Raw genomic sequence first — 25,520 nt, 5'->3', positions numbered from 1 at the left:
GCCTTCATTGAATTTTTTTCTATTTAAATTAAATGATATGATTATGAAAAAATCCCTACCAATTACAAAACTATTGTTGTGTGGTATTTGGTTGTTGTTGTTATCTGCCAATGCTTTGGTAAGTTATGGGCAGGAAAATACGGTCTCAGGAACAGTTATTTCACCTGAAGATAATGAACCATTACCGGGTGTAAGTATTTTAATCAAAGGAACATCTACAGGAACTACTACTGATTTTGACGGAAACTATAAGTTGCAGGCTTCACCTGAATCTATCCTTCAGTTTAGCTACATCGGTTATAAAACTTATGAAGTTACTGTGGGTACACAAAGTGAAATTAATGTAGCTTTAGAGCCGGATCTTGAGCAATTGGAAGAAGTAGTAGTAATTGGTTATGGTACTCAGAAGAAGAGTGATATGACAGGTGCTGTTGGTTCTGTGGACAGTGAAGAATTAAGCAAATTTACTGCAGCAGATGCTACTCAGGCACTTCAGGGTCGAATGGCTGGAGTGCGGGTGGAAAACAACGGTGGTGCTCCTGGAGCCAATCCCATTGTAACCATTAGAGGATCTGGTACACTATCGGATTCAGGACCACTTTATGTAATTGATGGTATGCTCACTGGAAGTATGAGTATGCTTAATCCATCGGATATTGAGTCTGTAACGGTATTAAAGGATGCTTCTGCAAGTGCCATTTACGGATCAAGGGCGGCAAATGGGGTGATCATTGTAACCACTAAGAAAGGAAGTAAATCAGGTAGAATTGCGGTTGACCTGGATGTAAATTACGGTGTTCAGGAAGCCATTAAAACCATTGACTGGGCCAATGCCAGGCAATATGCTGACATTGTAAACAGGGCAAGAGACAATGATGGAAATCCAAGATTCCCTGCAAACGATACTGAATTCGATCCTACTGTGGATAGTGACATTCAGGCAGCCAGTTTACAAACTGCACCTATTTTCAGTGCAGATGTAAGGGTTTCAGGCGGAGGAGAAAATTCGAGTTTTAGTGTTTCAGCTAACCATCTGGATCAGGAAGGAATCTTGAAAAATTCAGAATATTCCAGAACAAACTTAAGGGCAAACTCATCCTTCACGAAGGGAAGATTTACGCTTCAGGAAACTATAGGTCTTTCCCGTACGGTAAATAATCCTAATAACTATTTCAATAAGGAAAGAGATTTAATCCCAACCATTCCAATTTATGATGAGGATGGAAACTTCACTGCTTCAAATATACCTGAGGGAAATAATTCAAGCCTTGGTGGATATTATGGCCCGGGAAATATTGGAAATTCATTAGGTCTGGCTACACTGGAAGACAGAACTGTAACCCGAAATTCTTTACTTGGTAATATCGATGCCTCATTTGAAATTATCGATGGGTTGGTTTATAAACTGAATCTTGGTATCGAAACTTATAGCGAGAATAATTATACATTTACGCCTGAGTATTTTTTCAATAGTTCACCTGTGGGAAATACCACTTATGCGGAATTAAGTGAAAGGAATACCAATTTCATGTCTACCCTAATTGAAAATACATTGAGCTATAATAAAATTATGGGGAAACATTCAATTGGTTTACTTGGTGGTTTTACAGAGCAAAAATCCAATAGAAGATACCTGGGAGTAGTGGCAAGAAGATTCCCTTCTAACGATATAAGAGTAGCATCTGCAGCTGAGGAAAGGGCACAAATGCCTTCTGCTGATCTTACTAGTGCTATCCAGTCTTATTTTGGTAGGGTAAATTATACTTTTAATGACAAGTATCTATTAACTGCGACCATAAGAAGAGATGGTTCTTCTTTATTTAGAGAGGAATTGAGATGGGGAACTTTCCCTTCAGTAGCAGTAGGATGGAACTTAAGCAATGAAAGTTTCATGGATAACGTCACTGCGATTAGTAACCTGAAACTGAGAGCAAGTTATGGAGAAATTGGTTCAAATAACGTTCCTGTTTACTCCATTAGCCCTGAAATGAATTTGTATAGCCAGTATCCTATTGGTGTTTCTCAGGAAAGAGCAACTGGTTATTCCATTACCAAAGGGGTAAATTCAAATATCACTTGGGAAACTACCAAAACAACAGATATTGGATTAGAATTTAGAGCCTTGAATGGCAAGCTGGATTTCACAATGGATTACTTCATTAAGAATTCTGAAGATGTATTGGTGGAGCTTGGCCTTCCGCTTTATACAGGATTTGGAAACAGAGTGCCTTTTAATACTGCCAGCATAGAAAATAAAGGTTGGGAATTTTTAGTAGGTTACAATGAAGCTTTCGGAGAATTCCAATTGGGAGTTACCAGTAATTTCACCTTTATCAATAATACAGTTACTGCTCTGGGAGATGCTACTCCAATTATTGAAGGGCAATTTACCTCAAATGGTCTGAAAGGTACCAAAACTGATATTGGTGAGCCTATTTCCTCATTCTATGGCTACGTAGTAGAAGGAATTTACCAGACTGATGCAGAGGCAGAAGCTTCTAATTCTGCAAACAATCCGCAGGCCGGAGATATCCGATTCAAAGATATAGATGGTGATGGAGATATTGATTCTGATGATCAGACATTTTTGGGAAATCCTACTCCAAATTTCGAATATGGATTCAATATCAATGGTCAGTATAAAGGATTTGATTTTACCATGTTTTTCAATGGCGTAAGTGGAAACAAAATCCTTAATGCCAACAAATACAGAGGATATTTCGATACAGAAGGAAATTACCTGGCAGATGCTTTAAATGGATGGTCTCCTGAAAATCCAAATACAGATATTCCGAGAAACACGCTTAGTGACCCTGGATTCAACAGAAGAATGTCTGATTTCTATTTGGAGAATGGTTCATATTTCAGGTTAAGGAACTTGCAAATTGGATATACCTTACCAAGTGAGCTTACTTCCAAGTGGAGTATTACCAGAGCAAGATTCTATGGCACCATCCAAAATGTATTTACTATCACCAACTATACAGGATATTATCCTGAAGTAGGTAGAAATACGAGAGGTTCAAGAAGAATTTTCAGTTCTGGTGTGGATGAGAGTGCTTATCCTGCAGCAAGAACCTTCCAGTTAGGTGTTCAATTAGGATTTTAATGATGACCTTTCATCATAATCCAGGTAAAACAGAATCAAATATTAAAAATCGAAATTATGAAAAACATATATAGAAAAAGCATTTTGCTCACCTTGCTGTTAAGTATGTTTACAGTATTGAGCTGTGATGATGAAATATTGGAACAGGAAAACCCCAATGCGGTTACTCCTGATACTTTTTGGAAAACTGAAGAGGATGCCACAAAAGGAATAATCGGTGCTTATAGCCCCTTTACCCATATCTGGTATTACAGCAGATTCGAAATTTTCCTTTCGGATTACAGAGATGATGTAACGAACCCTTATGGTACTTCTGAAAGAACTGCGATAGGTAACTTTAATGGTATTTCTCTGGGTAATGGAACTTTTTGGGTATGGAGTGCCATGTTCCAGGGGGTGACCAGAGCAAACGAAGTGATTGCCAATGTACCTGAAATTGATATGGATGCTACACTTCGGGATAACATTCTGGGTGAAGCTTATTTTATCAGAGCATACAACTATTTCTGTCTGGTAAATAACTGGTTGAATGTACCTTTAATCACTGAGCCAATTAGCGAAATTGATAACCCTATTGGAGATGTTTCTCAGGCAGACCCTCAGGAAGTTTGGGCACAAATTATTAGCGATTTAAAACAGGCTCAAACCTTATTGCCTGACTCGTGGGAAGATAAAAATTTAGGTAGAGTAACTAAGGGAACTGCTAATGCCTTTTTAGGAAAAACCTTTTTATACCAAAAAGATTACGCTGCAGCAAAAGCTGAATTCCAGAAAGTAATTGATGATCCTGCTTATGGATTAATGGAAGATTATGGCGATAATTTTACCGAAGATATGGAGAATAATAAGGAATCATTATTCGAAATTCAGTTGGTTTCTGATGGTAACAATGGATGGGGTGGAGATGCACCCGGAACGGGTAAAGGCGCTGCATTTCATCCTGACTTAGCTCCGGCTGGTTATACCGGTCAGGACGGAACCAGAATTAATGACTGGGTATTGGATCTGTTTATGGATGAAAAAACCGTGAATGGAGAAATTGATCCAAGGACATTTTATACACTATTCTTCGATTCCGAAGATTCTACAAACTATGCAGGTAAAGTACTAAAATCAAGGACTTATCAGGATGCCAGTTATCAGGAAATTTACCCAGGTGATGACAGAATTTTTGCCAACAAGCATTTGGATGTAAAACAGGGATATGTAGCTTCACAAACTAACGGATGGCACCAATCCGGTAATAATTTAAGATTACTGAGATATGCAGATGTGCTATTGATGTATGCTGAAGCTGAATTTATGCTCAATGGCTCTACACCAACTGCTCTGGATGCTATAAATGAAGTAAGAAGAAGAGTAGACATGCCGGAATTTACTTCTATCACTATGGAGGATATTGAGGACGAAAGGGTAAAAGAACTTTCTCTTGAACGAACAAGATATTTCGACTTATTGAGATGGGGAAAAGTGAAGGAAAAACTGGTAGATATTCCTGGTCTAAAATCGGAAAGTGCCGGAGTAGGTTCATACAAACCAGGTAGGGAATACATTGATATTCCTCAGAATGAACTGGATGCAAATCCAAACTTCAAGCACAATCCAAGTTATTAATTTAATTATTAGTTTCAATTATAGTATATAAAAAAGGGGTGCATTCCTAATGCGCCCTTTTTTGAATTTTCTTACCTTCATGTATTCAATAATGCAACCTTAACTTTCACCCTTATGACTCGTTTACTACTCTTTATTTTCTTGTGTTTATCATTGTTTTCCTGTGGTGAAAAAGAGGGGAGAGTGATGTCAGACCAACAGTTTAGTAAAGTTCCGGCAAGCCTTTCCGGAATGACCTTTTCCAATAACATTATCGAAAATGACACTTTAAATTATTATACCTTTCCCTACCTGTATATGGGTGGTGGAGTAGCCATAGGAGACATTAACAATGATGGTTTATCCGATGTTTTTGTCACCGGAAACATGGTGCCTAATAAGCTTTACCTCAACAAGGGCAACATGAAATTTGAAGATATCAGTGAAAAATCAAATTTAAACGGGGATAACCGCTGGTACACCGGAGTCACCATGGTTGATATCAATAATGATGGCTGGCTGGATATTTATCTCTGTGTTTCAGGAAAAGATAAGCCGGGAAAAAACCAGTTATTCATCAATAATAAAGACAATACCTTTACAGAAAAGGCTGAAACATTCGGCCTTGATGATGCCAGTGCCTCCATTCAGGCCTCCTTTTTCGATTATAACAATGACGGATTGCTCGATGTTTTTGTAGCTAATTATCCTACCGTAAAAGTTTCACAGGGAAATTCCTTTTACAAATTAAAAATGGACGAGAACAAATTGGAAGATTCCGGCCATTTATACCAAAATAATGGAAATGGGACTTTTTCCGATGTCACCGATCAGGCAGGCGTGAGAAACTTTGGTTTATCGCTGGGGCTGGTGACAACCGATTTCAATAATGATGGATGGACTGATATTTATATTTCCAATGATTTCAATGTGCCTGATTACTTTTACCTCAATCAAAAGGATGGTACATTTAAAGAGGTGATAAAAACGGCTACCAATCAAACTTCCATGTTCGGAATGGGCACAGATGCTGCAGATTTCAATAACGATGGTCTTATAGATATTCTTCAGGTAGATATGACACCTGAAGACCATTACCGATCTAAAACCAATATGGCTTCTATGAGTCCTTCCTCCTTTTGGCAGGGGGTAGAAATTGGATTTCATTACCAATATATGCAAAATAGTTTGCAAATAAACCAGGGGATCAATGAAGAGGGAATTCCGCAATTTGGAAATATTGCCCGCTTTGCCGGGTTGGCCACAACTGACTGGAGCTGGGGAGCTTTGTTTATCGATCTGGATAATGATGGAGCCAAGGATGTATTCATCACCAATGGGATGAAACGGGATGTGAATAATAATGATGTCCTGGCAAAATTCAGTGATGCCGCATTTTTTGGAGATGCTGAAAAGGATTTTAAAGCTTTACCCAGCCAACCGCTCAGTAATTATGTTTTTCAAAATAAAGGAGATTTCAAATTTTCCAATACCACAAAAGATTGGGGATTGGCTGAAGAAGGATTTTCCAATGGTGTGGCTTATGGGGACCTGGATAATGATGGGGATATTGACCTGGTCATTAACAACCTGGATGCTGAGCTTTCCCTGATGGAGAATAAGGCGGAAAATTATGGTAATCAATATTTAAAAGTAAAGCTGAAGGGAAGTGAAAAGAATCCACTTGGAATTGGAGCAAGAGTTTGGGTGAATACGCAGGATTCGGAGCAATTACAGGAAATGACCCTTACCAGAGGTTTTCAATCCAGTGTGGAACCTGTGCTTCACTTTGGGCTGAAAGATGCTGCAATGATAAAAGAAGTAAAGGTGTTGTGGCCAGATCAAAAAATTCAGGTGCTAAGGTCTCAAAAAAGCAATCAGTTTTTGGAATTGGATTATAAAGATGCCTTATTTCAGGGTGATTTCCACAAGCAGCAAAAAAAGGTGTTTAAGGATATTTCGCAAAAAGTCATTGCCCAAAATTTCAGCCATGTGGAGGACAAATTCAATGACTTTGCTACTGAACCTCTTTTACCCCATAAAAATTCTCAGATGGGTCCGGCACTTTGTGTGGGAGATGTAAATAATGATGGGCTGGAAGATTTTTTTATCGGAAATGCCAGTGGGGCAAAGGCCCAGTTATTTATCCAAAACAGCATGGGAAAATTTGAACCACAAGATGGCCCCTGGACGGAAGATTTTCGTCAGGAAGATACAGGGGCATTACTGGAAGATTTTGACAATGACGGAGACCTGGACCTGTATGTGGTAAGTGGTGGAAATGATCCTATGGAAGATGCTGGTTTTTTTCAGGATAGATTGTATATCAACGAAAATGGACAGTTTAAGAAAAGCCTGAATAGTTTGCCCAAAATGGATATTAGTGGTCAAAGTGTGGCCGCATCTGATTTTGATCATGATGGGGATCTGGATTTATTTGTAGGGGGGAGAATAATCCCGGGAAAGTATCCTTTTCCACCCTCCAGCCTGATTTTAAGGAATGAGGGAGGTAAAAACGGGCAATTAAAATTTACCGATGTGACCATGGAAGTTGCTCCTGTTTTAAAGGATTTTGGTTTGGTAACTTCTGCTGAGTGGGCAGACTTTGATGGAGATGGCCAAATTGATCTGATTGTAGCCGGAGAGTGGACGCACATTTTACTTTTGAAAAATGAAGGTACTGGTTTTACAGATGTTTCTGAAATTTATCAGACGGATAAGATGAAAGGCTGGTGGTACAGCTTAAAAGCAGCCGATTTGGATAATGATGGCGATTTGGATTTTGTGGCGGGAAACCTGGGATTGAATTATAAATACAAATCTTCAGATAAGGCTCCATTTGAGGTTTACGCCCACGATTTTGATGAAAATGGCAGAATGGATATTGTATTGAGCACCACTAAAAAAGGTAAAAAACTACCCTTGAGAGGAAGAGAATGTTCCTCACAGCAGATTCCGGTGATTGCCAAAAGGTTCAAAACTTTCGATGCCTTTGCCAGTGCCAACTTAGCCGATATTTATGGGGAGAAAATATTGGAAAAGGCGCTGCATTATCAAGCCAATACTTTTGCTCATTACTGGCTGGAAAATAAGGGAGAAGAAGGGATGGTTTTTCATCAGTTGCCCAATAGCACCCAGTTGTCTTCTATTAATGCCATTGAAATCGTAGATTATAATGGAGATGAATATAAGGATATTTTAATTGCCGGAAATCTGTATGGATCGGAGGTGGAAACGCCTAGGAACGATGCCAGTTGTGGTCAGGTGTTACTGGGAAGAGCTGGAGGCTCATTTTATCCACTTTCGCCTTTCAAAACCGGATTGTTACTCAAAGGAGAAGTTAAAAAAGTGGTGGGGATCAGGTTGGAAAATCAGCCTAATGCGTCCTTTCTTGTAGGTAGGAATAATCAATCCCTTCAGGTATTTCAAATGAGATTAAACCCTTTGTAAAATTAACCGAACATACAAAATTCATTTTATGGTTATAGTTTTTAAGTCTGAAATTTTCAATACTGCTTTTTTCCTTAGTTTGTCCTTTTTAATCTTTACAAATTTTGGAATTGTAAAAGGACAAAGCCAGGGCTCAAAACCTAATATCATTTTTATCCTGACTGACGATCAATCTTATGACATGTTGGGATGTACCGGCAACACAGAAATCCAGACTCCTCATCTGGATAAACTGGCTGACGAAGGTGTTTTATTTACCAATGCCCATGTGACCAGTGCCATTTGTACCCCCAGCAGAGTGTCTATTTTCCTGAGCCAATTCGAAAGAAAACACGGTGTCAATTTCAACTCCGGGACCAGTGTGGCACCGGAAGCCTGGGAAAATTCTTATCCTGAGCTGATGCGGAAGGCGGGATATTATATGGGTTATATAGGGAAAAATCATGCACCAATTGGAGAAAATGGTTATGGAACAGGACTGATGGAAAAAAGTTTTGACTATTGGTATGCCGGTCACGGACATTTGTCTTTTTACCCAAAAGACAGGCATAAAATATTTGAAAAATCTGCTTACGATACACAGGTGGAAATCATTGGAGAGGGGATTGGTGATTTCCTGGACAACCAAAAGAATTTGGAAGGAGCCGTACATTTTTTAAAGGACCGTCCGAAAGATCAGCCATTTTGCTTGTCTGTATGTTTCAATTTGCCTCACAGCGCGAGTACAAGCACGATGAAGCAGAAATCTGATGATCCGGATATTTATAAATCACTTTACAGAGATCAGAATATTTCCCTTCCCCAATATTATGTGGCTAAAGCTGATATTAAAAATCCTAAATTGCCCAAAGAAATTTTGAAGGTGGAAAACCGGCAGACAGGTTATGATTTTGTTGATACTCCTGAGACTTTAATTGAGCGGAGAATCAGACAGTATCAGGCTGTAACGGGAATTGACAGATTAATAGGACAACTTAGGGAAAAACTGGCTTCTCTAAAACTGGATGAAAATACCATTATTATTTTCACCTCAGATCACGGTTTGTTTAGTGGGGAATTTGGATTGGGAGGTAAAGCTTTGTGTTACGAAATTACCACCCATGTGCCCATGATCATTTACAATCCTTTAGTGCAGAAAAAACACAGAGGAAAAAAAGTAGCGGAATTGGTGCAAACTATTGATATTGCTCCTACTATGCTGGCTGAAGCCGGAATAGAAATTCCAGCATCTTTTCAGGGGAAGGATTTATCGGGAATTGTAAAAGGAAATGTATCGCCAGTGAGGGAGTATTTATTTACAGAAAACTTATGGTCCACTCATTTTGGTAACCCCAGATGCGAGGCCGTTCAGGATAAGCAATGGAAATATATAAGGTATTATAAAAATGAAAATCTTTCTGCCCTAACTAAAATGGAAGTAGCCAAAAGCATGAACATCCCTATGAAAAGTATGCTTTATTCTGTTCATGATGCAGGGATTGCCCAATACAGATATTATGTGGAAGCCTCTTTAGAAGGTGAACCAGCAGTTTATGAAGAATTATTTCACCTGGAAAATGATCCATTTGAAACAACAAATCTGATAAATGACCCGGACCATCAGGCAGAATTGGAAAGATTGAGAAAAGCCTGGGAAAGGGAGTTAAAAATGGCCAGAGGTACAGGAAGTTCAAAAGTACTTCGGTATACTACGGAAAGCCAAATGGAAAAAGAGGGTAATGTTCATTTGGAATAGAAGATCGGGATTTTTTCTATTAGAAGTTGTGGTTTTTTTTAGTTATTTTTCGAAAATGGACTAAAAAGCTTAGTGAAGTGAAGATGAAAAAGACTGGTCTGATTATATTATTCAAGTTACTTATTCCATTTTGGTTATGTGCTCAACATAACCAGCTGGAATTCAGGCACCTTACCACAGAAGAAGGGCTTTCCCAAAATGATGTCAATGCTATTTTTCAGGACAGGCAGGGTTTCATGTGGTTCGGCACGCATGACGGATTGAACAAATATGATGGTTACAAATTCTCCTTGTTCAAACCGAAAAAGAATGATTCTACCAGTATCAACAGCAATTTGATTTTTGCCATTTCCGGAGATACCGCAGGCAATGTATGGATTGGTACAACCGGCAATGGTGTCAACCTTTTTGATTCCAGAAATGAAACATTCAGGAAATTTAAAAATGAACCGGGGAATGAAAAAAGCCTTTGGGGAAATTATATTCTGAGCATTTATGGAGATAGCAAAGGTTTGGTTTGGGTAGGAACCAGCCATGGTCTGAATAAAATTAAAAGTGTTCCAGGTACCACAAATGAATATATGGTGGAGAGGATATCCTTACCCGGAGAGAACCCAAATGACAGAGGAATAGATTGTATTTATGAGGACAGCAAAGGTGTTATATGGATAGGCGGTTCCAATGGATTATTTAAACTGACAGATTCTGAAAGGAACCTGGTGGAAAAAATTTCTGATCCTGTTTTCGATTCCGGAGTCAGGGCCATAAGGGAAGATTTGTTGGGAAATTATTTTGTGGGGACCACAGAAGCCTGTTTTTTTTATCAGCCAGACAGTAATGAAAGCCCTTTGCAATTAATTGATAAATCGGTTTTAGCACTGGAAATTGATGAAAACGGGAAAGTTTGGGCGGGTTCAAATAGAGGTATTTATTGGATAGAAAAGGATAGTAACAATCAATTCATGGATGTCAGGCTTTTCCAAAATGATTTGATGAATGCGCAAAGCCTGAGCAAAAATGTGGTGGTATCCTTGTATAGAGACAGGACAGGAATGATCTGGATAGGGACAAACGGAGGAGGGGTAAATATTTTTGATCCTGGCCAAAAACAATTCAGACACATCAAAAAAGGACCTGAAAGTGGTAGTTTGAGTTATAATAAGATTAGGGCCTTGTTTGAAGACCATTCTGGAAATTTATGGATAGGAACAGAAGGAGGGGGAATCAGCTATTTACCTGAAAGTTTTGGAAATAACTACAATGGTAATTTTGATTATTTGCCCGAACCGCAAAGGGTTTTTACCATTTGTGAGGGTGAAAACCAAACAAGTAGTGATTCTTTTATCTGGGTGGGCGCTCAGCAATCAACAGGATTAGGAAAAATTCACTTAAAAGAACCATTAAAAGGAAATATTACCTTCTATACACAAAACCTGAATAGCGGATCAGTTTTTTCCCTTTCCAAAGATCAATCAGGGATTTTATGGATTGGAACTTATAATCAGGGAATTTTCCGCAGAACTGAAGATCCGGATAGCCATAAAGAAATCGAGATTACCAATTTCCAATATGATCCTTCCAATCACCAGGCTTTATCCAATAATATTATTCGAAGTATTCTGGAGGATTCTGATGGGAATATATGGATAGGTACGGGTAATGGTCTAAATATGCTTACCCAAACAGAAAAGACAAAAGCCAAACCTAATTTCAGAAAATTTTTTAACCGAAAGGGAGATTCTACTTCATTGAGCCATAATTATATTCTGGCAATGCATGAAAGTAAAAAAGGTGATTTATGGATTGGTACTTTTGGTGGTGGATTAAATAAACTGAAAGGAAAATCGGGGGATTCTTTTGTGCATTATGGAGAGGCAGAGGGCTTACCCAATAATGTGATTAAAAGTATTTTGGAGGATGAGGAAGGGAATCTTTGGCTTGGGACCAATAAAGGATTATCTAAATTTAACCCGGATACCGAAACCTTTAAAAATTATGATCAAAGTGATGGTTTGCAAAGTAACGAATTCAGTGAGCTTGCTGCCGTTAAAAGGAAGGATGGGGAAATGATTTTTGGAGGGGTCAACGGATTTAATGCCTTTTATCCTGAAGAAATAAAGGATAATATTTATAAACCACAGGTAGTTATAACCGATTTTTTATTTTATAACCAGTCTGTAAATGTAGGGGAAAAAATAAATGGGAAAACAATTCTGGATAAAAGTATTGTACATACCGAGAACATCGATCTGGATTATATTAATAATAGTTTTTCCCTGGAATTTGCAGCTCTGCATTTTTCTGCTCCTTCTAAAAATCAGTATGAATATAAACTGGAAGGCTTTGATAATAGCTGGATTAAAACAAATTCTGAAAAACGTTTTGCAACTTATACCAATGTGCCCCCCGGGAAATACGAGTTTTTGGTAAGGGCAAGCAATAATGATGGTATCTGGTCGGAAAATCCCGCTTCTTTAAATATCACGATAAATCCTCCTTTCTGGAGAACCGGATGGGCTTATTTTGTATATGTGTTAATCACCATTTTCCTGCTTTGGGCCTTTAGAAAATATACTTTGATTGGCATTAGAGAAAAGCATGACCTTGTGTTGGAGCATCTGAATAAGGAAAAAGAAGAAGCCATGCACCAAATGAAATTAAAGTTTTTCACCAATATCTCCCATGAATTCAGAACTCCTCTTACTTTAATTTTAGGTCCCCTGGAAAAACTACTGAAATCGGATGAAGAAAGTAGTCCTATGGAGAAAAAACGCCAGTTTGGTTTGATGCAACGGAATGCCAGGTTCTTATTGAGGTTGGTTAATCAGTTAATTGATTTCCAAAAAATGGAACAGGGGAGAATGCAGGTTAGAGAGGAAGAAGGGGATTTTGTGCATTTTATGCAGGAAGTCACTGAGCCATTTGAATTGTTGGCCGATAAAAAGCAAATTGATTACCGGGTGAATATACTGGAGGAAGTATTTTGGAGTAAATTCGACCGGGATAAGCTGGAAAAAATTATTTATAATGTACTGTCAAATGCCTTTAAGTTTACCCCGGAAGGAGGACAGATTGTAGTGGATGTAAGCATAGAAAACCCTGAGAAAAACAATAAAAAACGATTGGTAAAAATCCGTGTTCAGGATAATGGCGTTGGGATTTCCCAGTCAAAGATTTCCCATATTTTCGAAAGGTTTTATCAGGCAGATTACAAGGAGAGAGTGAAAAATGAAGGTTCCGGAATTGGTTTGGCATTTACCCGAAATCTGGTGGAATTGCTTAACGGAACAATTGAGGTGAAAAGTGAGAAAGGAAAGGGTGCTGAATTTACCATTTCCATTCCCTTAATGATGGAAAAAGAGGTTGTTTCATCAGAGAAAAAAACACTTAATGGTGTGCAAAATGAAGTGCCTCAGCCGGCTCAGCTGGTAGAATTACTTGAGGCTGATTTTTATGTAAAAGAGCCTGAAGATAATAAGGAACTGGATAAAACCCACCCAGTGGTATTGGTGGTGGATGACCATAGAGAAATTCGCGATTTTATGCAGGAAAGCCTTAAGGATAATTATGAAGTTATTCAAGCTGAGGATGGTAAAGAAGGTTTGGAAAAAACACTGGCAATGAAACCAGACCTGATTATTAGTGACATCATGATGCCTCAGATGGATGGATTTGAACTTTGCCATCAACTCAAAACCAATGAAAAGACAAGCCATATTCCCATCATTTTATTGACGGCCAAATCCGGAGAAGAATCGGAAATTGAAGGCTTAAAAACAAGAGCGGATGCCTATATTACCAAGCCATTCAATATGGAAGCCTTAAGCCTAAAGGTGAAAAATCTGCTAAGCGCCAGGGAGGAATTGAAAAAGCGATTCAGGAAGGAAGTAATCATGGAACCGGCCGAAGTAACGGCTACCAGAAGTGATGAAGTTTTTCTCCAGAAGGCAGTGGATATTGTAGAAGCCCACATGACAGATTTTGAGTTTAATGTGGAAACCCTCATCTATGAAATGGGAGTGAGCCGAAGCCATTTTTACCTGAAAATAAAAGCACTTACGGATTTATCTTCAAGTGAATTTATCCGAACAGTGCGGCTGAAAAGAGCAGCCCAGTTGCTGGAAAATACGGACCTGTCTGTGAAAGAAATTATTTACCAGACCGGATTTAATACGCCTTCTTATTTTACCAAATGCTTTAAAAGGCAATTTGGGGTTTTGCCAAGTGAATATCCAAGAAAAAACCTGGCCTCCAATCAAAAAAAATGAAAAACCATGCCTAAAGGTCAAAATGAGGCTGATTTTAAGTTAATTTCCGATTAAAAAAACATTTATTCTAGTGATAAAATCATTTGTTACCAGAAGTTTTGGTGAAAACACAGACTTTTGAAAATGGTTTTTGGAAAGTCATTTCAACTGATTTTCCTCCTTCAAGTAATTAATCTTAAAATTAAATATGATAATGAAACAAGCGGTTGCTTAAAATTTTTCAATACCATATGGGGAATTTAGTTCATTCAATATTGTCCGTTTGCAGCAGCTGTTTTACAAATTATTAATCTGATGAAAAAAATCTTATTTCTTTTACTTACCACTTCAGTTTTTGTTTTTGGTGCTTTTGTTCTGAATGATAAAAAAGAGGACAAAAAGCCAGTAGAAAAATATGAAGAAAACTGGGAATCTCTTCAAAAATACGAATGTCCGGAATGGTTTAAGGATGCCAAACTGGGCATATTTATTCACTGGGGCGCATACAGTGTTCCGGCTTATAGGTCGGAGTGGTACCCCAGATTGATGTATATGAATGAAAAAGTGTGGACGGCTCAGGGAAAAGTGACTTCTGAAGAACCTTCAGAGGTTTACAAATACCATTTGGAAAAGTGGGGAAATCTGGATGAGTTTGGTTACAAAGACTTTATCCCGATGTTTAAAGGTGAAAATTTTAATGCAGAGGAATGGATTGACCTGTTTCAGGAATCCGGGGCCAAATATGTAGTGCCAGTGGCTGAACACCATGATAGCTTTGCCATGTACAATTCCAAACACACGCGATGGAATTCGGTAAATATGGGGCCTAAGCGCGATATTCTTGGGGAATTAACCAAGGTGGCCAGAAATAAAGGGATGAAAATTGGTGCTTCTTCTCATTATGCTTTCAACTGGACCTACTTCAATCATCAGGAAGGGTTTGATAACATGGATCCAGCGAATTATGATTTATACAATGAACCAAGAGATCCACTTGCCAAGGTGGATGAAACTTTCATGAAAAAATGGTGGGACCGAACTCAGGATATTATTGACAATTACCAACCTGATATTCTTTGGTTCGATTTCTTTATCGATCGGGAAGAATTTGCACCTTATCATCCAAAATTGGCTGCATATTATTACAACAAAGGGATTGAATGGGATAAAGAAGTGGTTTTACAGACCAAAAATTTCAACTATCCTTCATATCCTGAAGGCACTAACGTGTTGGACCTGGAAAGGGGAAAAATGGCAGATATCAGAGATGAACCCTGGCAGACGGATACTTCTATTGGAAAAAATTCCTGGGGTTATGTTACCAACTGGATTTCCAAGGAACCAAATACCCTTATTGATGACCTGATTGATATTGTGAGCAAGAATGGCTGTTTGTTGTTAAATGTTGGACCAAAGGCTGATGGTACTATTCCAGAAAATCAGAAGATGGTATTGAAGGAAATTGGTGACTGGCTGAAAATTAACGGTGAAGCTATTTATGAAACAAGGCCATGGGAAATTTTTGGTGAAGGACCTACTGAAGTAGCCACAGGACACCATACCGAAGGAAAAAACAAGGATTTAACTTCAGAAGATTTTAGGTTTACCACCAAGGATGGAGCTTTATATGCCATTTGTATGGACTGGCCTGAAGGAGAGAAAGTTAGTATTAAATCTTTGGCAAAAGGTGCTCCTCACGCAAAAAAGAAAATCAAAAAAGTGAGTATGCTGGGCAGTAAGGAAAAAGTTGGTTTTGAACAGACAAAAGAAGGCCTGGATTTGGCAATGCCTGCAAATCAGGAGGGAAAATATGCCTGCGTATTCAAAATAGAATTTAAATAATTGGAAGTCTTTAAATGGTCCAGGCAAATGTCTGGACCATTTCTTCTGGACCGTCTCAAAACTGTTTTCGGGAACATAGTAAATCGTTTAAATATTATAAAGTATGTTTTTCGGGATTTGAACACCCGAAACGCTGTCACAGGATTATTAATCCAAAAAATAAGAAAATGAAAACTAACGAATTGAAGCTGATTATTTTATTCCTGCTTTCCATAGGCATCACTTCATGCGATAAAAAAGCAGAAGAAGCCAAAAAGCCGAATATCATATTTATCATGTCGGATGACCATACCAAACAAGCTTTTGGTGTGTATGGAAGTCGCTTGGCAAACCTTAATCCTACCCCCGTTTTGGATAAGCTGGCCAGTGAAGGAATAGTTTATACCAATGCCTTTTGTACCAATTCTATTTGTACACCCAGCCGGGCCAATATTCTCACAGGTCAATATAGCCAGACGAACGGGATAAAAGTATTGGATAATCCATTGCCGGGAGAAAGACAATTTCTTCCTATAGAAATGAAAAAAATGGGTTATCAAACGGCTATCATTGGTAAGTGGCATTTAAAAAGAGAGCCAGCGGCATTTGATTACTACAAAGTTTTACCTGTGCAGGGAAAATACTTTGATCCCGAGTTTAGGGAAAAGGGGAAAGGCACCTGGCCGGATAATCTGGTTACCCATGAAGGCCATTCCTCAGATGTCATCACCGACCTTACCCTGGATTGGTTGGAAAAAAGAGATAAAGATCAGCCATTTTTCCTGATGCATCATTACAAGGCACCCCACGATGATTTTGAGTTTGCCCCAAGATATACAGATTATCTGGAAGATACTCAGATACCAGAACCAGAAAATCTATATTACCAGCCGGAATTTGGATCGGAGGGCACCAGGGGGAAAAATGATAGTCTTGTTCACAGAATTGGTACTTCTGTGTCTCCAAGGCATCCTGTGCGGAGTTATACCGGACAATATGAAATTGATACGGCTAATATGGAGGTGAAAGAAGCCACTTCACTGGCTTATCAGGAATATTTAAAACGGTATTTAAGGTGTGTAAAAGGAGTGGATGATAACCTGGGGAGATTATTCGATTACCTTAAGAAAAATGGCCTATGGGAAAATACCATAATTGTGTACACCGGAGATCAGGGAATGATGCTGGGGGAGCACGATTATATGGATAAAAGGTGGATGTATGACGAATCCATGGGAATGCCTTTTATTGTGCATTATCCACAAGCTATTGCTGCAGGCCGAAAATCAGATTTATTGATTAATAATACCGATTATGGCCCTACCTTAATCGAAATGGCCGGAGGACAAGCCCCAGAATATATGCAGGGAAAAAGCTTTGCGAAAGACCTAAAAGGAGAAGAAATGGGTACATGGAGAAAAGGGACTTATTATCGCTATTGGATGCACCTGATCCACCACGATGTTCCTGCTCATTTTGGCATCCGAACAAAGGATTACAAGTTAATTTTTTATTATGGATTGCCTTATGATATGAATGATATGGGTAAACCCACCATGACCTGGAAGAAAAATTCTTTTAAAGTGGAACAGACTCCGGCTGCATGGGAATTTTATAATTTGAAGGAAGACCCATCGGAAAGTCATAATTTGTATAATGATCCGGCCTATAAAGAAATCATTGCCGAACTCAAAACTGAATTGAAAACAACAAGGGAAGAGTTAAACGAAACAGATAAGGATTACCCTCATATTCAAGAAGTTATTGACCAACATTGGAATGATTAAAACTTGAAAAACAACAGGGTTTTTGATGACTTACAGGTATTTTAAATAGGTACCTGTAAGTCATTTTTAAGCTTATTTCAATGGTTTTACATTGGCATTGAGCCGGAAAAAATTATCAGGATCATACTTTCCCTTAATCTTTCCAAGCTTTTCATAGTTGGCCCCAAAAGAGTCTTTCATCATGTCTGAAGGGCCTTCCATATCAAAATTAAAATTGAAATAGACTTTTCCCTTTGAAAATCCAGCCATTTCATTAAAAAAATCCCGGGTCCATTGGATATTTTTTTTATCCTCAGAGGAATCTTTCCACATATTGTCTATACTTAATAAAAAGCGGGCGCTTCGATCACCAAAGGCTGTGGCACCTGGGGAAACTTTACTGATTGCTCCCTGTAAATTCCGGATGGAAATAAGGGTGTGTGGTGAAGGCATTTCCTTTCCTTTTTTAACAACCCTCAGCTGCAAGTGGTCGGTAAGGTCATCCAGGTAAATACATTTCCAATAGCTGTTAAAAGCCTGTTTTTGTAAAAATGGATCAAACATTTGCTGAACGCCATTGTAGGGATATACATTACTCATATCTAAAATTGGAGTGGTGATTTCCCGAAGTGGCTGCATGAGTTCAGCACCTTTTTCTGGATTACCGGCATACATCCCTGCAAGGACTACCACCGGGGTATGGTGTAATTCCTCAGGGAAATTCGGATGGGCAGGAACGGCCCAAAATATACAGTCAGAAGTCACTTCATTTGGTGCTTTTCTGGTAAAATCCACCCAGTATTTCAAAACCTTGTCGGCTTCCTTTTTGGGATACATACAGGCCATAAAAAATACTTCAGGGCCCAGTTCCAGTAACTTGAATTCAAAACTAGTCACTACACCAAAATTGCCTCCTCCGCCTCTCAATGCCCAAAATAAGTCTTTATTTTCAGTGGCGCTGGCATGCACAAATTTACCATTGGCCAGGACAATTTCTGCCCCAATCAGGTTATCAATACTCATTCCCACTTTGCGTCTTATCCAGCTTAAACCTCCTCCAAGGGTAAGTCCGCCTACACCGGTATCAGAGACCACACCACCCGGACAAACCAATCCAAAAGCCTGTGTTTCATGGTCTACATCCCGCCAGGTGGCCCCTCCCTGTACGGTGCAGGTTTTCAGTTGTGGATTAACGTTTACCGCTTTCATTTTGGATAAATCGATCATGAGGGCATTGTCCTCAGCCGCATTTCCGGCTACATTGTGTCCTCCTCCTCTTACAGAAACTTGTAGGTTGTTATCACGGGCAAAATTTATGGCATTAATCACATCGGCAACCCCGGAACACCGGGCAATAATGGCGGGTCTTTTGTCAATCATTTTATTCCAAAGCAGGCGTACAGACTCGTATTCTTCATGTCCCTGAATAATTATTTCCCCTTTGAATATGGCTTGGAAATTTTGAAAATCCGCTTCGGCAATGCTTGAACCTAATTGGTTTGGAGTGGCATACAATGTACTTTTCATAAGTTGGAAATTAATGGGTGAAAAATAATGAACTAACTTTTATGGGATTGTATAAGACTGGAAGAAAGTAATCGATAGCCGCATGCAAAATCCTAACAGGATTGCTTTTATGCGATTAAAAATTCCGTTTCATTATATAATAGCCTAAGACTAATTAAGCCTAAAACAATTGTGCCTTGGTATAAAGACACAATAAGACTGTTATCTTGGGTTTATTTCTGGTATAAAATTCCGACTTTGTTTTGTAGTGTAACCGTAGTTAATTGATGTTGTAATCTTAACAGACCGTTTTGCGCATCATATCCAATTGAAAATGAAGGTTATTTGTTTTGATTGAGGAAGATAATAAAAAGTTTTGCCTTTGAGGTAAAATGATTCCCTAACAATATTACTAATATATATAAAAGAAAGCAAGATAAAGTTTAGTTTCTTAAAGCTGGATTTCAATTGATGAAACTATCAAAATTTTAAAATAATATTTGTTCAAATCAAATTGTATGGCCTGTTATATATTTAGAGATGCTAAAATTCCCTATTGAGCAGATTTTAGGGTCCCCTAAAAGGAAAAGTTTTTAAATTACTTAAGAGAGGTGAAAATGAGATTTTCTAAATTGGATTTTATCAAGGTAAACCTCTTATATTTTTTTAAAGAAAAATATTATTTTTTAAGAGGCTAAAGACCTAAAAGAAAAAAAATTTAGGAATTTTAAATTCAAATACCTAAATTAATTTTTCTGCAGTAAGCTGGTATATGAAAGTGGAAAAAAATAATCCTATCGATATTGAACAGGGACAAAACAAGGAAATACCCTTGTTTAAGAAGTCAGTTTCTCCCTCAGAGGGAGAAAAGCTGGTTATTTCTGATAAAAAATTGTGGGATGCTTTTTTTGAAGGAAAAGCGGAAGCCATAAATATTATTTATCAAAGAAATGTGGATTCACTTTTCAATTATGGATGTCATTTATGTAATGATCCTGAATTAGTAAAGGATTGTATCCAGGATGTTTTCATTCAATTAATCAAATACCAGAATAATATAAAACCAGTAGTTTCCGGAAAAGCTTATCTGGTCAAATCCCTTCAGCGGGAAATTTTCAGGAAGAAGAAAAAACTATCCCGGTTCCAGGTATTAGGCGGACCCCATCCGGAAGATTTTGGAATTATCCTTTCACAGGAGGCCAAAATAATTGAAAATCAAATTACCAGGGAAAGGAAGGCCTTAATTGAATCGGCCTTAAAAAAGCTAACAAGGAAACAAAGAGAAGCCATTACGCTATATTATCTGGAAGGCTTTACTTATGAGGAGGTTGCCTATATTATGGATTTGAAATTGGTGAAATCGGCTCGTAAAATTGTTTACAAAGCGATTTCCCTACTCAAACTCTCTGTTGGCAAGCAATCGAAACTGAATACTTTATTTAGCACAGTAATATTATTTTTTTAATCCATTAAAGAGAGATTAAGCATAGGCTCTATCTTTTTTGAATGCAGTTAAATAGAGTTGTCAGATTTTTTTTCAGAAAGTAAATAAAAAAGGGGGCATCGTCATTTTCCCCTTCTCTATATAGGTACAAGCGTCAAAAAAACTAAAAGTGCAATTAAGAAAATTGGTTATTTTCAAACTATACAATGAATTATAAGGATTACGCCATAGAAGATTTTTTAACTGATGAATTTTTCCTTAAATGGGTAAAGTTTCCCGATGAGGAAAGTGATCGGTTTTGGAAGCACTGGATAGCAAATCATCCTGAAAAGAGGGAGGAATTGCATACAGCAGCCCAATTAATTAATACAATGGCTTATGAAAAGGAATATCATCTGGAGGAAAGTTCCAGAAACAAAATGATTTCCAATATTTTGGAAAAAGCTAATCCAAAGAGAAATTATATTCCTGCCAAAAAAGTCCATCCTTTCTCTAAAGTTGCCGCTGCAATTCTCATTTTAGTTTTAGCCGGTATTTCTTTTTTAGCCATTCAAAATTATCAGCCGGAAGAAGAGGTAAAAATTGCACAGAAAATTCCGGATATAACAAAGAGTACAGCATCAGGTCAAAAACTTTCCATCACCCTTTCCGATGGAAGTAAAATTAAGTTAAACGCAAATTCTGAAGTGTCTTTTCCCCGGTTTTTTTCAGGATCGGAAAGAGTGGTAAAAGTATTGAAGGGGGAAGTGTTTTTTGATGTGGTCAAAATGCCGGATAAACCTTTTATTGTACAAACCGGAGATTATAGTACCAGGGTATTGGGAACTACTTTTAATGTGAATTATAATAAAACTTCCGGAGTTTTAGATGTGGCTTTGGTAACTGGTAATGTGGAGATTACAGAAGAAAATGGCACTTATAGATTACTCCCTAGTGAAAGATTGAATTTAAATAAAGGGAAGGTAGAAAAGTCAAATTTTGACCCGCTGATGGTTACCGGTTGGAAAGATGGTATTTTGGTGTTTGATAAACTTTCTTTTTCAGAAACCATTACCAAACTGGAAGAATGGTATGGGGTACAGTTTGAAGTAAAGAAAAAACCAAAGGGTATTTATTCGGGAGTATTTGAAAATGAAAGTCTGGACAATGTGCTCAATGGTTTGGGCTTTACGATAAGTAAGAATTTTTATAAAAAAAGTGGAAACATAATTTTAAAGTAGCATGAAGAATTATTTTAATTCAAGTTAAAAAGAAAATTACTCCGCATACCGAAAACAATGGGGATTGCTTAACACGGTATAAACGGAGTAATAATCATTTGGCAAACAAATTTTTTAACCAAACATTTAAAGATATGAAATTGAAAATTATACGACAACTTTTTATTATGTCGAAGTACATCTTTTACGCCTTTACCATACAGGTATTCTTTTCGAGCATGCTCCTGGCAAATGTGGGGATGTCGCAGAAAAGTATATACGATTTAAAGTTGAGTGTTGACTTTAAGGAACAACACCTGGAGGAAGTCTTTGCAGTTCTTCATACTAAAACAGGATTTAATTTTACCTACAATCATCAGGATTTTGATGATGAAAAAAGGTTAACCTATAGTTGTAATCAAAAATCTCTTGCAGAAGTTTTGGGAGTTTTGTCTACAGAAATGAACCTTGGCTTCAAACGCATTAACAATAATATTTATATAAAAACAGTAAGGAAAGCTTCCCGACCTAAAATTGAAGAAGAATTCACGGAATTTGAAGTCTTTCAAACCAGAGTTTCCGGTACAGTAACCGAAGCGGAAAGTGGAGAACCATTGCCGGGTGTAAGTATCATAATCGATGGAACATCCAGTGGTACTACAACTGATTTTGATGGAAAATATGCCCTTGAAGTACCATCAGGAGCTACCCTCAAGTATAGCTATATTGGTTTTGAAACCAAATCTATAGAAGTTGGAAATCAGTCTGTTATTGATGTTCAACTTGATCCTGATTCAGAACAACTGGAAGAAGTTGTGGTGGTAGGATATGGCACTCAGAAAAAAGAAACCGTTACAGGTTCTGTGACCAGTGTGAAGGGTGAAGAGATTGAAAGTGTACCAACAACTAACCTTTCAAATGCTTTTGCAGGTAGATTACCTGGTGTGTTTACCAGCCAGGCAAGTGGAGAGCCAGGTTATGATGGGTCAGCCATTAGAATTCGGGGTACAAACACCCTGGGTAATACTGATGCGTTAGTTGTAATTGATGGAGTTCCTGGCAGAGCTGGTGGACTCGATCGTCTGAATCCTCAGGATATTGAAAGCATCTCGGTGTTGAAAGATGCTGCTGCTGCTATTTACGGTTCCCGAGCCGCCAATGGTGTAATACTGATCACTACTAAAAGAGGAACATCAGGAAAACCAAAATTTTCCTATGCCTTTAACCAGGGATGGCAGCAACCTACAAAAATCCCTGATTTATTGGATGCTACTCAATATGCAACTGCCAGAAATGAATTAGGCCTTTACAAAAATGTAAACAAAAATGACTGGAATACAGAATGGAATAACTATACCAATGGGCAGGATCCAAGTTGGGCACCTTTCACCCATAATGACATAGAATTATACCAAAATGGTTCTGATCCATGGGGGCACCCTAATACCGATTGGTATGGAGCAACCATGAAAAACTGGTCACCCATGAGTAAGCATAATATACAGGTAACCGGTGGAACAGAAGATGTGAAATATTTGGCTTCTATGGGCTACCAAAATCAGGATGGATATTATAAAAACTCTGCTACTGGATATAAGCAATACGATTTCAGGTTGAACCTTGATACTAAATTTAGTGAATACATCAGCGCAGATTTTGGATTTATTGGAAGATACGAAAAAAGATTTTTCCCCACTCAATCTGCCGGAGCAATCTTCAGGATGCTCATGAGAGGTAAGCCTGGTGATCCTGCTTACTGGCCAAATGGTTTACCTGGTCCCGATATTGAGAATGGACAAAATCCGGTAGTAATTACTACCAATGCCACTGGTTATGATAAAGATGACAGGTATTACATGCAATCCAATGGTTCTTTAAATTTTAAAATTCCCGGCATTGAGGGTTTAAATATCAAACTTACCGGTGCGGCTGATAAGTATATCAAAAAAACCAAAAGATGGGATACGCCATTTTACCTGTATACCTGGGATGGAACAAGCTATGAAGATGATGGCACTACACCATTATTGGTTCCAGGAATAAGAGGTGGAGGCCCCGGCTTTCAACCTCAGTTGAATGAAGGGTTCGAAGAGCAGCTGGATATCAACCTCATGTCAATCATCTCTTACGACAGGTCTTTCAATGACCATAATGTAGGAATAATGGCCGGAGCACAGAAAGAAACTGTCAATAACAACAGTTTTGGAGCTTTTAGGAAATTCTATATTTCTGGTGCTATTGACCAGATTTTTGCTGGTGCTGATTTAGAAAAAGACAATAGTGGTAGTGCCTGGGAAAGAGCCAGAATGAGTTATTTCGGTAGAGTTAATTATAACTACAAAGAGAAATACATGGTTGAGTTCATGTGGAGATATGATGGTTCGTATAACTTCCCTGAAGATACCAGATATGGATTCTTCCCTGGAATTTTGGCAGGTTGGACCATTTCAGAAGAAAATTTTTGGAAGGATAACATCAACTTCATGAGTTACTTCAAGCTTAGAGGATCTTATGGGGAAATGGGTAACGACCAGATCTGGTATGGTGGTAACTATCTGGAATATCAATATTTCGCCACTTATGGTTTTAATAGTTATATCCTAAACGATGAGGTAACCAAAACACTTTTTGAAACCAGAGTGCCTAATAACAATATTACCTGGGAGGTAGCTAAAAATGCCAATATAGGTATTGAAGGAGAAATTCTAGATGGAATGATCAATTTTGAAATGGATTATTTCAATAATAAACGAACTCAAATTCCATGGCTAAGAAATGCTTCTGTGCCACAGACTACAGGTTTAACCCTTCCTGCTGAAAATATTGGTGAACTGGAAAACAAAGGATTTGATTTTCTTATTGGTTTCAATAGACAAAGTGGAGATTTCAGGTATAACATCAGTGCCAATGGAAGTTATGCCAAAAACAAAATCCTTTTCTGGGATGAAGCACCCGGAGCTCCAGAGTGGCAGCAATCCACTGGCAGGCCGATAAATACTGGTTTATATTACAAATATGATGGTGTTTTTAAAGACCAGGCTGAAATTGATGCAGAGCCATTGGATTATAGTGCAATTTCCAATAACCTGCGTCCTGGTGACATGAAGTATGTGGATTATGATGGTAATGGAATCATTGATGCTGATGACAGGGTAAGAGTAGATAAGAATAATGTACCTACCTTTCAGGGAGGTATCACAGGAAGTGTGGCTTGGAAAAACTTTGACTTTTCTATCCTATTCCAGGGTTCTGCAGGTGCTCAGATTTGGGTGAAAACAGAATCTGGAGAAATTGGAAACTATACTGTGGAACGATATGAAAACAGATGGTCACCAGATAATCCTAGTACTGTTCATCCAAGATTAGATAATAGAGGAGACCAATACTGGTCTGGTGGAAATGATTATTTCTTAAGATCAACTGATTATGTAAGGTTGAAGAACATGGAAATCGGCTATAGTTTCCCTGCTCAAATCATTAATAAAGTAGGAATTGAAAATTTAAGGATTTATGCAAATGGCTTGAATCTGGTTACCTGGGATGGATTGGATGTATATGACCCGGAATCTACTAATTCTGCGGGAAGTTATTATCCTCAAGCGAGAGTGATGAGTATGGGCTTAAATCTTTCATTCTAAAAAAATTTGAAC

General features: G+C 38.1%; 11 protein-coding genes. 10 read left to right on the top strand and 1 reads right to left on the bottom strand.

The features are described 5' to 3' along the window. Window positions 1-43: 43 nt before the first annotated feature. The 7 genes from A3EM_RS0121260 to A3EM_RS0121225 all read left to right on the top strand — a co-directional run bounded on the left by A3EM_RS0121260 (window position 44) and on the right by A3EM_RS0121225 (window position 17,742). Window positions 44-3,109: a SusC/RagA family TonB-linked outer membrane protein gene (locus tag A3EM_RS0121260; protein WP_052323378.1), complete on the top strand. Its 3,066-nt coding sequence runs from the start codon at window positions 44-46 to the stop codon at window positions 3,107-3,109. Between the two features lie 57 nt (window positions 3,110-3,166). Continuing rightward, entirely contained in the window at window positions 3,167-4,723 is a 1,557-nt protein-coding gene (locus tag A3EM_RS0121255) for a RagB/SusD family nutrient uptake outer membrane protein (RefSeq protein WP_157638011.1), read from the top strand. A gap of 114 nt (window positions 4,724-4,837) precedes the next feature. Further along, entirely contained in the window at window positions 4,838-8,152 is a 3,315-nt protein-coding gene (locus A3EM_RS0121250; RefSeq protein ID WP_044239323.1) for a VCBS repeat-containing protein, read from the top strand. 28 nt (window positions 8,153-8,180) lie between these two features. Then, complete coding sequence (locus A3EM_RS0121245; RefSeq protein ID WP_020530265.1) at window positions 8,181-9,887, top strand: sulfatase-like hydrolase/transferase; 1,707 nt, start codon at window positions 8,181-8,183, stop codon at window positions 9,885-9,887. A gap of 83 nt (window positions 9,888-9,970) precedes the next feature. Next, window positions 9,971-14,155: a two-component regulator propeller domain-containing protein gene (locus A3EM_RS43215; RefSeq protein ID WP_020530264.1), complete on the top strand. Its 4,185-nt coding sequence runs from the start codon at window positions 9,971-9,973 to the stop codon at window positions 14,153-14,155. A 294-nt stretch (window positions 14,156-14,449) separates the two neighbouring features. Beyond that, entirely contained in the window at window positions 14,450-15,976 is a 1,527-nt protein-coding gene (locus tag A3EM_RS0121230; protein WP_020530262.1) for an alpha-L-fucosidase, read from the top strand. Window positions 15,977-16,143: 167 nt separating this feature from the next. Next, window positions 16,144-17,742 carry a sulfatase family protein gene (locus A3EM_RS0121225; RefSeq protein ID WP_026210477.1) on the top strand — a complete coding sequence of 533 codons (1,599 nt, stop codon included), beginning with the start codon at window positions 16,144-16,146 and terminating at the stop codon, window positions 17,740-17,742. A gap of 72 nt (window positions 17,743-17,814) precedes the next feature. Here the strand turns inward: A3EM_RS0121225 and A3EM_RS0121220 are convergent, their stop codons facing one another. Beyond that, complete coding sequence (locus A3EM_RS0121220) at window positions 17,815-19,248, bottom strand: FAD-binding oxidoreductase (RefSeq protein ID WP_020530260.1); 1,434 nt, start codon at window positions 19,246-19,248, stop codon at window positions 17,815-17,817. A 757-nt stretch (window positions 19,249-20,005) separates the two neighbouring features. Between A3EM_RS0121220 and A3EM_RS43210 the strand changes: the two genes are divergently transcribed. From A3EM_RS43210 to A3EM_RS0121205, 3 genes are all read left to right on the top strand, one after another. After that, window positions 20,006-20,692 carry an RNA polymerase sigma factor gene (locus A3EM_RS43210; protein WP_157638009.1) on the top strand — a complete coding sequence of 229 codons (687 nt, stop codon included), beginning with the start codon at window positions 20,006-20,008 and terminating at the stop codon, window positions 20,690-20,692. A gap of 185 nt (window positions 20,693-20,877) precedes the next feature. Next, a complete protein-coding gene (locus tag A3EM_RS0121210) occupies window positions 20,878-21,891 on the top strand; it encodes a FecR family protein (RefSeq protein WP_020530258.1) in 1,014 nt (337 codons plus the stop codon). Between the two features lie 218 nt (window positions 21,892-22,109). Then, window positions 22,110-25,508: a SusC/RagA family TonB-linked outer membrane protein gene (locus A3EM_RS0121205; protein WP_020530257.1), complete on the top strand. Its 3,399-nt coding sequence runs from the start codon at window positions 22,110-22,112 to the stop codon at window positions 25,506-25,508. Window positions 25,509-25,520 lie beyond the last annotated feature (12 nt).

Source organism: Flexithrix dorotheae DSM 6795, from assembly GCF_000379765.1.
In the GTDB taxonomy this organism is placed as follows: Bacteria; Bacteroidota; Bacteroidia; order Cytophagales; family Flammeovirgaceae; genus Flexithrix; species Flexithrix dorotheae.
The sequence above is the reverse complement of the archived record's forward strand: the minus strand, read 5'-3'. Positions and strand labels throughout refer to the sequence as shown.

Excerpts from the sequence above, each read along its gene's own strand:
- A3EM_RS0121260 (WP_052323378.1), top strand. The coding sequence starts at position 44 with ATGAAAAAATCCCTACCAATTACAAAACTATTGTTGTGTGGTATTTGG.
- A3EM_RS0121255 (WP_157638011.1), top strand. The coding sequence starts at position 3,167 with ATGAAAAACATATATAGAAAAAGCATTTTGCTCACCTTGCTGTTAAGT.
- A3EM_RS0121250 (WP_044239323.1), top strand. The coding sequence starts at position 4,838 with ATGACTCGTTTACTACTCTTTATTTTCTTGTGTTTATCATTGTTTTCC.
- A3EM_RS0121245 (WP_020530265.1), top strand. The coding sequence starts at position 8,181 with ATGGTTATAGTTTTTAAGTCTGAAATTTTCAATACTGCTTTTTTCCTT.
- A3EM_RS43215 (WP_020530264.1), top strand. The coding sequence starts at position 9,971 with ATGAAAAAGACTGGTCTGATTATATTATTCAAGTTACTTATTCCATTT.
- A3EM_RS0121230 (WP_020530262.1), top strand. The coding sequence starts at position 14,450 with ATGAAAAAAATCTTATTTCTTTTACTTACCACTTCAGTTTTTGTTTTT.
- A3EM_RS0121225 (WP_026210477.1), top strand. The coding sequence starts at position 16,144 with ATGAAAACTAACGAATTGAAGCTGATTATTTTATTCCTGCTTTCCATA.
- A3EM_RS0121220 (WP_020530260.1), bottom strand. The coding sequence starts at position 19,248 with ATGAAAAGTACATTGTATGCCACTCCAAACCAATTAGGTTCAAGCATT.
- A3EM_RS0121210 (WP_020530258.1), top strand. The coding sequence starts at position 20,878 with ATGAATTATAAGGATTACGCCATAGAAGATTTTTTAACTGATGAATTT.
- A3EM_RS0121205 (WP_020530257.1), top strand. The coding sequence starts at position 22,110 with ATGCTCCTGGCAAATGTGGGGATGTCGCAGAAAAGTATATACGATTTA.